The organism is Kitasatospora sp. NPDC034035 (genome assembly GCF_055575755.1).
Map to the genome: position 1 here is coordinate 1 of NZ_JBVISA010000025.1, position 12,720 is coordinate 12,720.

Genomic DNA, 12,720 nt, shown 5'->3' on the forward strand with positions numbered 1-12,720 from the left:
CCCTCCGGGCTTCGTTCTTTCGTGTTTCAAGCTTATCAGATGTTTTCCGCTCCGTTTTCCGGAGTTTCATTCATCGGATTCGCTTTCCGCTTTGCAGCCCCGGTCTCCCGCGGCGACTCCGGAACTGTACGGGGACGGGCCCGCCACATGCAAATCGCCCCTGCCCGGGGTCCCGGGCAGGGGCGATCAGGGCCGATCACGGACCGATCAGCGGACCTCGGTGATCTCCGGACCGCGCGCGAACGGGTCGATCGAGGCGCCGCCGAAGCGGTTGTCGCCCTCGCCGGCGGTGGCGGCCGCCCCGCCACCGTCGGCCACCATCTGGGCGTCCTCGGGAAGCTTCAGCACGATCGGGTCGCGGGGAGCCATCGGGGACTCGCCACGGACGACGACCGTCTGGCGGAAGACCTGCTCCAGGATCCCGGCCATCTCCGGCTGCACCGCAGCCTGACCCGAGATCACGCCGCGCAGGAACCAGCGCGGACCGTCGCAGCCGACGAACCGCACCAGCTGGACACCCTGGGTGCCGTCGGGCAGCTGCACCGGGACCTGGGCACGGAGGTGCCAGCCGAGCGGGCCCTCCTCCTCCTCGATGAGGCCGCCCTGCGAGGTGATGCCGTTGGCGATCTCCTCGCGGACCTCCCCCCAGATGCCCTCGGACTTCGGGGCCGCGAAGGCCTGGAGCTGGATGGCGCTGTTGCCGAGCACGAGGGTGGCGGCCACGATCGCGTCACCGGCGACCTCGACGCGCAGTTCCATTCCCTCGACACCGGGGACCAGCAGACCCCCGAGGTCGACTCGTCCCTCCTCGGGGTTCTCCAGCTCCGAGTGGTCCCACGGACCGTCCGGCCGGGGGGCCGGCGGCAGGCCGACCCTGTCGGCCGGGTCCAGCTCGGTCACGTTCTCGCTCTCGGCGGAACCTTCGACGTCATCGGCCGTCTCGTCGGCGCTGATGGCGTCGTCGGCGAGCTGCTCGACAGCGTCCTCGCTCTTCTGGCGACGACGGAACACGGTCACTGTCCTTCCCGGTCCAAGACCGATGCGAATACCTGCTCGGCTTCCTGCGAGGCCGCGGGAATGCTAGACCGCGGCATGGCCGCCGGTCGACCCGAACCCGCCCTCGGCGCGTGCCGACCCAGGCAGCTCCTCCACCTCGTGGAAGCGGGCCTTCTCGACCTGCTGGATCACCAGCTGGGCGATCCGGTCCCCTCGGCGGAAGCTGACCCCCTCGTGCGGGTCCAGATTGACGACGATCACCTTGATCTCTCCACGGTACCCGGCATCGACGGTCCCCGGGGCGTTCACGAGAGCAACTCCGCAACGAGCTGCGAGCCCGGACCGGGGGTGGACGAAGGCCGCGTAGCCGTCCGGGAGGGCGACGGCGATGCCGGTCGGCAGGACCGCCCGCTCGCCGGGGGCCAGCTCGGCGTCGACGGTGGTGCGCAGATCGGCGCCGGCATCCCCGGGCTGCGCGTACGCGGGCAGCGGCAGCTCGGGGTCGATGCGCTTGATCAGGACGTCCAGCTGCGGGCGGGGGGTGTCACTCAAGGGTTCACCTCAAAGGCTCGTGCGCGCTTCATCAGATCCGGGTCGTCGAGGACCTTTCCGACGTCCTCGGCTCGACCGTGCGTGGTGAAGTGTTCCAGCTTCACCTGGATGAAGAGCGCCTGAGCACGCACGGCGACCGGTCCGTCCGGCCCGCCGATCCGCGCCTCGGCGGCGCTGTAGATCTTGCGGCCGTGCACGCCGGTGACCCAGGCGCGCAGGTGCAGCACCGAGTCGACGGGCACCGGGGAGAGGAAGTCGGTCTCCAGCCGGCCGGTCACGGCGGGGGCGTGCAGGAGCCAGTTGAGCGTGCCGAGGGTCTCGTCCATGGCGGTCGTCAGCACGCCGCCGTGGGCCAGCCCGGGGCCGCCCTGGTGGACGTCCCGGACGGTGAACTCGGCCGTGACGTCGAGTCCCTCGCCGGCGATCGCGTCGATCCGCAGGCCGCCGGGGTGCTGCGGGCCGCAGCCGAAGCAGTGCTCGTAGTGGGAGCCGAGCCGGGTGCCGGGGGCCGGTGCCTCGGGGGCGCGCGGCGGCAGGACGGCGTCCGGCGGCGGGGTGGTCGGGGACGGCGGCACCGCGGGCGCCGGCCGGTCGGTGGGAGTGGTGGGGGCTGTCGTACCGGTCACGGAGCCCAACCCTACTCAGGGGTAGGTAGGCCCCCGGTGGGGGTGGCGTCCCGCGCCAGGCGTCAGGGCGCCCACAATGGAGGGCATGTACGACGAACGCCTCACGGTGCCGCGCTCCTGGTGGCTGCTCCCGGTCGCGGTGGGCCTCACGCTCGCGCTGATCCTGATCCGGGTCAGCGGCCCGGCCGCGCTGGTCGGGCTGGTGGTCGGCATCGCTGCCGGCGCGGTCGGGATCAGCAGCTACGGCTCGGCCCGGATCCGTGTGGTCCAGGGCTCGCTGGTGGCCGGACCGGCCCGGATCCCGGTGGACGCGCTCGGCGCCGCGCAGGCGTTGAGCCCCGCCGAGGCGGCGGCCTGGCGCGGTCCGAAGGCCGATCCGCGCGCCTTCATGCTGCTGCGCAGCTACGTCCCGACGGCGCTGCGGGTCGAGGTGAGCGATCCGGCCGACCCGACGCCGTATCTCTATCTGTCGACCCGCTCGCCGATGAAGCTGGCGGAGGCGCTGGAGGAGGCCCGGCGCGGCGCCCGTACCTGAGCGCGCGGGCCGCGAGGGCCCCCGAAGGGTCGTGACAGGCCCTGACAGATCCTGGGAGGCCCTGGGAGGCCCTGAAGGGTCCGAGGACCGGAAACCTGAAGGGTCCGAGGACCGGAAAACGGAGAGGGACGGTTCCGCTGCTGCGGGACCGTCCCTACGACTTTGTGCCGGCCGACGCGTCGGCCGACTCCGTCCTGCCGGGCCCGTCCGTTCGGACGGGCTCCGGAACTGCCGTCCGGCCCCGCTGCCCGGGGCCGGAAGGAGCGGTGTGCCGGTCCCGCGGGAGCCGCGGGCACCGGGCCCTGTCTGCCGCGGTGCTCAGGCGCCGCAGTCCCGGCAGATCGGGTTGCCGTTCTTCTCGCTGTAGAGCTGGCTGCGGTGGTGGACCAGGAAGCAGCTCATGCAGGTGAACTCGTCCGCCTGCTTCGGCAGCACCCGGACGGCGAGCTCCTCGTTCGAGAGGTCGGCGCCGGGGAGCTCCATGCCTTCGGCGGCGTCGAACTCGTCGACGTCGACAGAGCCGCCGCCCTTGTCGTTCCGCCGAGCCTTGAGCTCCTCGATGCTGTCTTCGTTGAGCTCGTCGTCAGTCTTGCGTGGGGTGTCGTAGTCGGTTGCCATTTGTCGCTCTCCCCCTCCGGGTTGTGCGGTGTGTGCGGGTATCTCCAGCGCACGTAACGCATGGGGGGCCGGTCTTGTGCCCGACCCGAGGCGGAGATTTTGCCTTACTTCAAGCCCTGTTACTCAATCGACACTCAGCCCGGGGTCCATCGGGGTGATCCTCGGGGCCGCAAAAGGCCTCACGCTGGGCCATCGCCGACCCTTCCCGGGCCCGGTGAGCCAGCCACGCACAGTGAGCACCGGAGGTGCGGGTACCCGCCGAATCCCTTGCCTCTCAGGGATGACGACCGATCCGGCGGATCCGCCCGGGGGCGAAATCCGGTCACGGACGGCGATCTACACCCCCGAACGGGTGATCACTCTCCGGGGTTGGCCGAAACCATGGAGCGACACGGTGTGAGCTTGGTCACGTTCAGAATCTTCCGGGGCAAACCACGGAAAATCCACCCACTCCGACCGCCTGCGGGAGCACCCTACTCCGCGCTCCGCCGGGCCGCCCGACGCGCCATGATCGCCGCCTGGCGCTCCTCGAACTTCCGCGCCTGCGAGTCCAGCCCGTCCAGGAAGACGCCCAGCTCGTTCTGCGCCAGCACCCCCTCCGGGCCGAGGCCGCCGATCTCCATCACCTTGAGGTGGCGCAGCACCGGCTGCAGCACGTCGTCGTGGTGGATGCGCAGGTTGTACACCCCGCCGAGGGCGATCTGCGCGGCGGCGCGCTCGAAGCCGGGGATGCCGTGGCCGGGCATCCGGAAGTCGGTGACCACGTCGGCGATGGCCCGCATGGCCTGGTCGGGGGCGATCTCCAGGGCGGCCTTCAGCAGGTTCCGGTAGAAGACCATGTGCAGGTTCTCGTCGTTGGCGACCTTCGCCAGGAGCTGCTCGCACAGCGGGTCGCCGGCGTACTTGCCGGTGTTGCGGTGCGCGATGCGGGTGGCGAGCTCCTGGAAGGCCACGTACGCGACCGACTGCAGCATGCTGTGCGCGTTGTCGGACTCGAAGCCCTCGGACATGTGGCTCATCCGGGCCCGCTCCAGCTCCACCGGGTCGACGGCCCGGGTGGCGAGCAGGTAGTCGCGGATGGCTATGCCGTGGCGGCCCTCCTCGGCCGTCCAGCGGTGCACCCAGGTGCCCCAGGCGCCCTCGCGGCCGAACATGCTGGCGATCTCGTGGTGGTAGCTGGGGAGGTTGTCCTCGGTCAGCAGGTTCACCACCAGCGACACCCGGCCCAGCGCGGTCACCTGCGACTGCTCGACCGACCAGGCCTCACCGCCCAGCACGCCGTCGAAGTCGCGGCCCTGACTCCACGGGACGAACTCGTGCGGCATCCACTCCTTGGCGACGCTCAGGTGGCGGTCGAGTTCCTTCTCCACGACCTCCTCGAGGGCCAGGATCAGCCGCGCGTCGGTCCAGCCGCTCGATCCGAGCGAGGTGCTGCTCTGCACGGTGCTGCGCTGCACAGGGGCGATGGTCACGGTTTGCTCCTGGGGGACGGCACGCGCGGGGACCGGCGCGTTGGGCGGGCACACGTCGTGCGGACTCCGGCGGGGGCGCCGGCGGACTCGCACTTACGGTTGCGTAGGTTACGACACCGTAAGTTGCTGGGGCCGCAAAAGACAAGCCGCCCCCGCCAGGCCTTATGTCGTCTTGACGGGCCTGACGGGGGCGGCTTGCTGTTCCACGAGCCGACGGCAGCCGGTCTGCCTACGGCGAGGGGATGCGAACCCGCATGGTGAGGCCGCCGCCGGCGCGCGGGGTGGCCTCGATGGTGCCGCCGTGGGCGCGCACGACCGAGCGGACGATGGACAGACCCAGCCCGACCCCCTTGTCGCTGCGGGTGCGGTCGGCGCCCTTGACCCGGCGGAACGGCTCGAAGATGTGTTCCAGTTCGTACCCCGGCACCATCGGGCCGGTGTTGGAGACCACCAGCTCGCCGCCGCCCGGCACCTCGGCGGTGGCCAGCTCGACCCAGCCGCCCGGGGTGTTGTACCGGACCGCGTTCTGCAGCAGGTTGAGCGCGAGCCGCTCCAGCAGCACGCCGTTGCCCGCGACCACGGCCGGATCGAGCTTCGAGCGCAGCTCGACCTCGCGCTTGTCCGCCTCGGCCCGGGTCTGCTCCAGCGCCCGGGTGGCCACCTCGGACAGCTCCACCGGGCGGCGGTCGGTCAGCTCGTTCTCGCTGCGGGCGAGCAGCAGCAGGCCCTCGACCAGCTGCTCGCTGCGCTCGTTGGTGGCCAGCAGGGTCTTGCCCAGCTGCTGCAGGTCGGGGGAGGCGGCCGGGTCGGAGAGCTGGACCTCCAGCAGGGTGCGGTTGATCGCCAGCGGCGTGCGCAGCTCGTGCGAGGCGTTGGCGACGAAACGGCGCTGGGAGTCGAAGGAGCGGTCCAGCCGGTCCAGCATGTCGTCGAAGGTGTCGGCGAGCTCCTTGAGCTCGTCGTCCGGCCCGTCCAGCTCGATCCGGCGGTGCAGGTCGGAGGAGGCGACGTCGCGGGCGGTGCGGGTGATCCGGCCGAGCGGGCGCAGCACCCGGCCGGCCATCGCGTAGCCGGCCGCGAAGGCGATCACGGCGAGGCAGACCAGGACGGTCAGCAGCTTGCGCAGCAGGGTGTTGAGCGCCTGGCTGGCCTGGTAGGCCTTGTAGTCGTTCAGCCACTGGTCGAGCGCGGACTGGCTGTTGAGGGTGAGGTTGTCCGGGGTCCGCACCGAGATGCCCGGTCCGTTGAGCACCAGGTGCGGCTGGCCGACCTCCTGCAGGGCCTGCTGGACGAAGAAGTACATCACCAGCAGCAGCACGACGCCGGCCATCAGGAACATCCCGCCGTAGAGCAGGGTGAGCCGCATCCGGATGGTGGGGCGGAAGGGCAGCCAGGCGAGCACGCCGTCGCCGGGGACGTAGGTCTGGTTCGACCGGGCCGAGCGCGGCGGGTGCAGAGGCTTGGGCGGTACGGCGCGCGGGCCGCCGGCGGGCGCGCCGGAGGGCCCGCCGGCCGGGGGCGGGGTGGTCATGATCGTCCTCTCGGGGCGTCCGCCGGGGCGGGCGCGGGGTGGTGGATTCCCGGGATCCGGGCCCTTCGTCGAAGGGATCCCGGGGTCAGATCCGGTAGCCGGAGCCCGGCACGGTGACGATCACCGGCGGGTCGCCGAGCTTGCGGCGCAGCGTCATCACGGTGACGCGCACGACGTTGGTGAACGGGTCGGTGTGCTCGTCCCAGGCCTTCTCCAGCAGCTGCTCGGCGGAGACGACGGCGCCGCCGGCCCGCATGAGCACCTCCAGGACGGCGAACTCCTTGGGGGCGAGTTGGACGGTGCGGCCGTCGCGGATCACCTCGCGCCGACCGGGGTCGACCGAGATGCCGGCGCGTTCGAGCACCGGGGGCAGCGGAACGGTCGCGCGGCGGCCCAGCGCCCTGACCCGGGCGACGAGTTCGCTGAAGGCGAACGGCTTCGGAAGGTAGTCGTCCGCGCCGATCTCCAGGCCCTCGACCCGGTCGCTGATGTCGCCGGAGGCGGTCAGCATGATCACCCGGGTCGCGAGGCCCTGCTCGACCACCTTGCGGCAGACGTCGTCGCCGTGGACCAGCGGAAGGTCGCGGTCCAGGACCACCACGTCGTAGTCGTTGACCGCGATGCGCTGGAGCGCGGCCTCCCCGTCGTACACCACGTCGACAGCCATCGCCTCGCGGCGCAGGCCGGTCGCGACGGCCTCGGCAAGCAGCTGCTCGTCCTCGACGACGAGAACCCGCACGGTCGTTGTCCCTTCTCCAGGCCGGCCCCGGAAAGCGGACGCACGGCTCCGACGGTGGCTCCATCCTGCCTGGTCCTGCGGTAAAGCAGCGATAAGCTGCCCCTCGGGCACGGGGTCCGGGTCCGCGGCGATGACCGTTCGTGTCGGCACCACTCCGCTTGGACTGTGACACGGGCAACTTTCTTTCGCCGGGAGGTTTCCCGGCCGCCCCGGCGGGGAGGACAGCTGCACACCCGCGATCTGGCCCTTGGCCGGTCGCACCCACCCGCCGTGCGTTCATCCGCGCCGGCCCTGGGGCTGGGACATCACCGGGAGCGGCCGAAGGCCGTCTCCGCGTCCGACCGGCGATCCACCACTGCCGGCCGGGGCGCTTTCACCGGCTGGACCTTCCTCAGGGCGGAGAACGCACGACCGTGCACGTCCGACACAGTAAGGGGGCCCGTATGGACGCCTTCAAGGCCGGAATCCTGCAGCGCATAGCCAACGCCGAGCAGGACCTGCACCGCGCGATCGAGGCCGGGGACGAGTTCCTCGCCGAGGTGGAGCAGTCCGAGCTGGACGACCTCCGCCGACTCGCCGCCGAGCACGGCGTGGACACGGTGCTGGAGCGCCACCGCACCGCTGCCTGACCCGTCCGGCACCACCGACCCGTCGCCGGTCCTCCGGCACCTGCGGCCCTGCGGGGGCCGTGCGAAACCCCAGGCCCTGGCATCCCCCGTATGCCAGGGCTCTTCGCATGCCCGGGGCCGAGCCGCGGTCCCGGGCGTGCGAACCCGCCCGGCCGGGCCGGAACCGGTCAGTCCGCCCAGGCGCGCAGCGTGGCCAGGCGTTCCTGCAGCGGCTCGTACACGCCCGGGGCGGCGGCCACGGTCAGCTCGCCGTCCGGGCCGTGCCCGGGGCGGCCGCCGGTCAGCGCGCCGGCCTCGGCGGCGATCAGACAGCCGGCCGCGCGGTCCCAGGGGGCGAGGCCGCGCTCGTAGTAGCCGTCCAGCCGCCCGGCGGCGACGTCGCACAGGTCGACCGCGGCCGCCCCGCCCCGGCGGATGTCCCGCACCTCGGGCATCAGCGCCAGCAGCACCTCGGCCTGGCGCACCCGCACCGACCGGACGTAGTTGAAGCCGGTGGCGATCAGCGCCTGGCCCCACGGCGGGGCGGGGCGGGCCGAGAGCGGCCGGCCGTTCAGCCGGGCGCCGCGGCCCAGGACGGCGTGGAACAGTTCGTCGCGCGCCGGGGCGAACACCACGCCGACGACCGCCCGGCCGTCCAGCTCGGCGGCCACGCTGACCGCCCAGGAGGGCAGTCCGTACAGGTAGTTGACCGTGCCGTCGAGCGGGTCCACGACCCAGCGGACCCCGCTGGTGCCGGACCGTTCGGCGCCCTCCTCGCCGAGGTAGCCGTCGGTCGGGCGGCGGTCGGTGATCAGCTCCAGCAGGAGCTTCTCGGAGGCGAGGTCCATCTCGGTGACCACGTCGACCGGGCTGCTCTTGGTGCCGGCCACGCCGAGGTCGGCGGGGCGGCCGTCGCGCAGCAGGACGCCGGCCTGCCGGGCCGCGTCCAGGGCGACGTCCAGCAGGTCGTCGAGGAGCCGGTCGTCGGGCTGGGCGGGGGCGGTCACGGGATTCTCCTCCGGGGCGGCGGTGAGCGGCGGGACGGGCGGTCAGTGCTCGGCGGCGGCCGGGCGCGGGGCGCGCGGGTTGGGGCAGCAGGCGATCGCGCACACGTCGTGGCTGGGGCCGAGCGCGCCGAGGGCGCAGCGGGTCACGCCCTCGCCGCGCTCGGTGGCGGCCCGCTCCAGGACCAGGTCGCGGACAGCGGCGGTGAACCGGGGGTCGGCGCCGACGGTGGCGGCGCGGGCCACTGGCAGGCCGAGTTCGGCGGCCTTGGCGACCGCCTCGGTGTCGAGGTCGTACTTGACCTCCATGTGGTCGGAGACGAAGCCGATCGGGACCATCACCACGGCGGGCGCGCCCTCGGCCCGCCGGGCCTCCAGGTGGTCGCAGATGTCGGGTTCCAGCCACGGGGTGTGCGGGGCGCCGCTGCGGCTCTGGAACACCAGTTCCCAGGGTCGGTCGGCGACGCCGGTGCGCTCGGCGACGGCGGCGGCGATCAGCCGGGCCACGTCCAGGTGCTGGGCGACGTACGCGCCGCCCGGGGTGCCGCGGGCCGGGTCGTCCGGGGCGCCGGAGGACTCGGCCATGGCGTCCGGGATGGAGTGGGTGGTGAACGCCAGCCGGGCGCCGTCCCGTACCCCGGCGGGCAGCTCGGCCAGCGCGGCCACGGTGGCGTCGATCATCGGCTCGACGAAACCGGGGTGGTTGTAGAAGTGCCGCAGCTTGTCGACCCTCAGGGCGGGCACACCCTCCTCGGCCAGGGCGGTCAGCGCGTCGGCGAGGTTCTCCCGGTACTGGCGGCAGCCCGAGTAGCCGGCGTAGGCGCTGGTGGCGAGCACGGCGATCCGGCGGTGGCCGTCGGCGGCGATCTCCCGCAGGGCGTCGACCAGGTAGGGCGCCCAGTTCCGGTTGCCCCAGTAGACCGGCAGGTCAAGCCCGTGCTCGGCGAAGTCCTTGCGCAGCGCGGCGAGCAGTTCGCGGTTCTGCTCGTTGATCGGGCTGACCCCGCCGAACATGAAGTAGTGCTTGCCCACCTCCTTCAGCCGCTCCTTGGGGATGCCGCGGCCGCGGGTGACGTTCTCCAGGAAGGGGACGACCTCCTCGGGGCCCTCGGGCCCGCCGAAGGACAGGAGCAGCAGGGCGTCGTACGGAGCGGCGCCGGAGGGGGAGGGTTTGCGCGCGTCGGACATGGCACCGATCCTGCCACTGAGGGGCCGGGCGCTGTCGCCGGGGCCGCGCAGGTGTCCGGAAAATACCGTTTGCCAACGTACGTAAGCTGTGTTCACCTGCCTTGTTCCTTACCCCACCCCCGTCCGGAGTTCTCCCGTGCTGTCCAGCTACCGCCGGATATTCGCCTCCCCCGGCACTCTGGCCTTCTCCACCACCGGTTTCGTCTCCCGGCTACCGATCTCCATGACCGGCATCGGCATCGTGACCATGCTCTCCCAGCTGAGGGGCTCGTACGGTGTCGCGGGCCTGGTCTCGGCCACCCTGGCGATCTCCGCCGCCGTCCTCGGCCCCCAGGTCTCCCGGCTGGTGGACCGGCTGGGCCAGCGCAAGATCATCATCCCGGCCATGGCGCTCACCATCGCCGCCGTCGTCGGCCTGCTGCTCTGCGCCCGACTGAAGGCCCCGGACTGGACGCTGTTCGTCTTCGCGGCCGGCATGGGCGTCATGCCGAGCACCGGCGCGATGGTCCGCGCCCGCTGGGCCCACCTCTACCGCGACGACGCCCCCAAGCTGCACACCGCGTACTCCTTCGAGGCCGTCGTCGACGAGGTCTGCTTCATCGTCGGTCCGATCCTCTCCATCGGGCTGGCCACCTCCGTCTTCCCCGAGGCCGGCGTGCTGCTCGCCGGGATCTTCCTCGCCGTCGGCGTCCTGCTGTTCGCCGGACAGCGCTCCACCGAGCCGCCGGTCCACCCGACCGCCCGGCACGACGGCCACTCGGTCATCCTCAACCACGGCCTCCAGGTGCTGATCCTGACCTTCGTCGCCACCGGCGCGATCTTCGGCTCGGTCGAGGTCGTCACCGTCGCCTTCTCCGAGGCCCAGGGCCACAAGTCGATCTCCAGCGTGATCCTCGCCCTGTGGGCGCTCGGCTCCTGCCTGGCCGGCGTGGTCTACGGCACCCTCAAGCTCACCGGCTCGCTGGCCGCCCGCTTCTTCCTCGGCGTGGCGTTCATGGCCGTCAGCATGGTGCCGCTGCTGCTGGTCGCCCATGCGGTGCACGGCGTCGGCGGGCTGGCCGCGGTCGGCGGCGCCCTGCTGGTCGCGGGCATCGCCATCTCCCCCACCCTGATCAGCGCGATGGCCCTGGTCGAGCGGCTCGTGCCGGCGTCCCAGCTGACCGAGGGCATGACCTGGACGACCACCGGCCTCGCCCTGGGCGTCGCGGTCGGCTCCTCGGCCGGCGGCTGGGTGGTGGACGCCTCCGGCGCCGCCGCCGGCTACTGGGTACCGCTGGCCGCCGGCATGCTCGGCGTGGTCGCCGCACTGGGCGGACTCGGCCGGCTGCGCGCCGGACTGGCCGCCGAGCAGCCCGCCGCGGACGCCGATCGACCCGTAGACGCCGAACGGTGAACTGACTAATCTCTCGCCCTACCCGTGGCCCTACCCGCGGGTAGGGCGGCCGCGCCGTCCCGGACCGCGCCGACCCCGGTGCCACGGAGCAGGAGGCAGCGCAATGCCCCAGGCCAGTACCGCGACCCGCACCCGGTGGACCAACTGGGCCGGCAACCAGAGCGCCGAGCCCGCCCGGGCCGCCGCCCCCGGCACCGCGGAGGAACTGGCCAAGGAGATCCTGCGCGCCGCCGAGCAGGGCCGCACCGTCAAGGCCGTCGGCTCCGGCCACTCCTTCACCTCGATCGCCTCCGCCGGCGACGGCGTCCAGATCCGCCCGCACGCGCTCACCGCCATCCGCGAGATCGACCGCGAGGCGGGCACCATCACCGTCGAGTCCGGCCTCCCGCTGCACCGACTCAACCGGGTCCTCGCTACCGAGGGCCTCTCCCTCACCAACATGGGCGACATCGAGGTCCAGACCGTCGCCGGCGCCACCAGCACCGGCACCCACGGCACCGGCCGCGACTCCGGCTCGCTCGCCGCCCAGATCCGCGCGCTGGAGATCGTCCTCGCCGACGGCTCCCTCAAGCGCTGCTCCCCCACCGAGAACCCCCGGCTCTTCCAGGGCGCCCGGCTCGGCCTCGGCGCCCTCGGCGTGATCACCGCGCTCACCTTCGGCGTCGAACCGGCCTTCCTGCTCACCGCGCACGAGCAGCCGATGGCGTTCGACGAGGTGCTGGAGCGCCTCGACGACCTCGCCGCCGTCAACGAGCACTTCGAGTTCTACTGGTTCCCGCACACCGACCGCTGCTCCACCAAGCGCAACAACCGCAGCCAGGGCCCGGCCGCCCCGCTGCCCCGGTTCAAGGGGTGGCTGGAGGACGACTTCCTCTCCAACACCGTCTGGGAGGGCGCCTGCCGGGTCGGCCGGCGCTTCCCCGGCTCGATCCCCTCGATCGCCGCACTGGCCAGCCGCGCCTGGTCCGACCGCAGCTACACCGACACCGCGTACCGGGTGTTCACCAGCCCGCGCAAGGTCCGCTTCGTGGAGATGGAGTACGCGGTGCCACGCGCGGCCGTCGGCGAGGTGCTGCGCGAGCTGAAGGCCCTGATCGAACGCTCCGACTGGAAGGTCAGCTTCCCGGTCGAGGTGCGCTTCGCCCCCGCCGACGACCTCTGGCTCTCCACCGCCTCCGGCCGGGACAGCGCCTACATCGCCGTCCACCTCTACCGGGGCACCGCCGACCAGGGCTACTTCACCGGCGTCGAACAGCTGATGACCGCCCATCAGGGCCGCCCGCACTGGGGCAAGCTGCACACCCGCGACGCCGAGTACCTGGCCGGCGTCTACCCGCACTTCGGCGACTTCACCGCCCTGCGCGACGAGGTCGACCCGCAGCGGATCTTCGGCAACGACTACCTGCGCCGGGTGCTGGGGGCCTGATCCACGGGGCCCGGTCCGCCCGGACTCGCCGG

Annotated in this window: 13 protein-coding genes; 4 read left to right on the top strand and 9 right to left on the bottom strand. The window is 72.5% G+C overall.

The annotated features are described in order from the left end of the window. Positions 1 to 207 precede the first annotated feature (207 nt). The 3 genes from ACZ52J_RS29635 to ACZ52J_RS29645 form a co-directional block, all read right to left on the bottom strand. Positions 208 to 1,011 (bottom strand): DUF3710 domain-containing protein, encoded by an 804-nt coding sequence (locus ACZ52J_RS29635; RefSeq protein WP_360506080.1) that lies wholly within the window; start codon positions 1,009 to 1,011, stop codon positions 208 to 210. 69 nt (positions 1,012 to 1,080) lie between these two features. Beyond that, positions 1,081 to 1,548 carry a dUTP diphosphatase gene (dut, locus tag ACZ52J_RS29640; protein WP_465623112.1) on the bottom strand — a complete coding sequence of 156 codons (468 nt, stop codon included), beginning with the start codon at positions 1,546 to 1,548 and terminating at the stop codon, positions 1,081 to 1,083. Next, the gene (locus ACZ52J_RS29645; RefSeq protein WP_465623237.1) at positions 1,545 to 2,123 is read right to left on the bottom strand and encodes a PaaI family thioesterase; all 579 of its coding nucleotides are present in this window, start codon (positions 2,121 to 2,123) and stop codon (positions 1,545 to 1,547) included. The genes dut and ACZ52J_RS29645 overlap by 4 nt, the downstream gene beginning before the upstream one ends. Positions 2,124 to 2,259: 136 nt before the next feature. On the opposite strand from ACZ52J_RS29645, the gene ACZ52J_RS29650 reads away from it, so the two are divergent. Next, positions 2,260 to 2,709, top strand: a complete 450-nt coding sequence (locus tag ACZ52J_RS29650; protein WP_396289671.1) for a DUF3093 domain-containing protein — start codon at positions 2,260 to 2,262, stop codon at positions 2,707 to 2,709. A 318-nt stretch (positions 2,710 to 3,027) separates the two neighbouring features. Here ACZ52J_RS29650 and ACZ52J_RS29655 read toward each other — a convergent pair whose 3' ends face one another. The 4 genes from ACZ52J_RS29655 to ACZ52J_RS29670 all read right to left on the bottom strand — a co-directional run bounded on the left by ACZ52J_RS29655 (position 3,028) and on the right by ACZ52J_RS29670 (position 7,069). Further along, a complete protein-coding gene (locus ACZ52J_RS29655) occupies positions 3,028 to 3,327 on the bottom strand; it encodes a DUF4193 domain-containing protein (protein ID WP_030057692.1) in 300 nt (99 codons plus the stop codon). A 473-nt stretch (positions 3,328 to 3,800) separates the two neighbouring features. After that, positions 3,801 to 4,799 carry an acyl-ACP desaturase gene (locus ACZ52J_RS29660; RefSeq protein ID WP_396289669.1) on the bottom strand — a complete coding sequence of 333 codons (999 nt, stop codon included), beginning with the start codon at positions 4,797 to 4,799 and terminating at the stop codon, positions 3,801 to 3,803. A 229-nt stretch (positions 4,800 to 5,028) separates the two neighbouring features. Then, positions 5,029 to 6,330, bottom strand: coding sequence for a sensor histidine kinase (locus ACZ52J_RS29665; RefSeq protein ID WP_465623115.1), 1,302 nt, complete (start codon positions 6,328 to 6,330; stop codon positions 5,029 to 5,031). Between the two features lie 85 nt (positions 6,331 to 6,415). Next, positions 6,416 to 7,069, bottom strand: a complete 654-nt coding sequence (locus ACZ52J_RS29670; RefSeq protein WP_359913230.1) for a response regulator transcription factor — start codon at positions 7,067 to 7,069, stop codon at positions 6,416 to 6,418. A 443-nt stretch (positions 7,070 to 7,512) separates the two neighbouring features. On the opposite strand from ACZ52J_RS29670, the gene ACZ52J_RS29675 reads away from it, so the two are divergent. Continuing rightward, positions 7,513 to 7,698: a hypothetical protein gene (locus ACZ52J_RS29675; protein WP_030057688.1), complete on the top strand. Its 186-nt coding sequence runs from the start codon at positions 7,513 to 7,515 to the stop codon at positions 7,696 to 7,698. A gap of 167 nt (positions 7,699 to 7,865) precedes the next feature. Here ACZ52J_RS29675 and ACZ52J_RS29680 read toward each other — a convergent pair whose 3' ends face one another. Beyond that, positions 7,866 to 8,684 carry an inositol monophosphatase family protein gene (locus ACZ52J_RS29680; protein WP_465623117.1) on the bottom strand — a complete coding sequence of 273 codons (819 nt, stop codon included), beginning with the start codon at positions 8,682 to 8,684 and terminating at the stop codon, positions 7,866 to 7,868. A 42-nt stretch (positions 8,685 to 8,726) separates the two neighbouring features. Beyond that, positions 8,727 to 9,869, bottom strand: coding sequence for a ferrochelatase (locus ACZ52J_RS29685; RefSeq protein WP_465623118.1), 1,143 nt, complete (start codon positions 9,867 to 9,869; stop codon positions 8,727 to 8,729). 136 nt (positions 9,870 to 10,005) lie between these two features. On the opposite strand from ACZ52J_RS29685, the gene ACZ52J_RS29690 reads away from it, so the two are divergent. After that, a complete protein-coding gene (locus tag ACZ52J_RS29690) occupies positions 10,006 to 11,262 on the top strand; it encodes an MFS transporter (RefSeq protein ID WP_465623120.1) in 1,257 nt (418 codons plus the stop codon). A 103-nt stretch (positions 11,263 to 11,365) separates the two neighbouring features. Continuing rightward, positions 11,366 to 12,688, top strand: coding sequence for a D-arabinono-1,4-lactone oxidase (locus ACZ52J_RS29695; protein ID WP_465623122.1), 1,323 nt, complete (start codon positions 11,366 to 11,368; stop codon positions 12,686 to 12,688). Positions 12,689 to 12,720 lie beyond the last annotated feature (32 nt).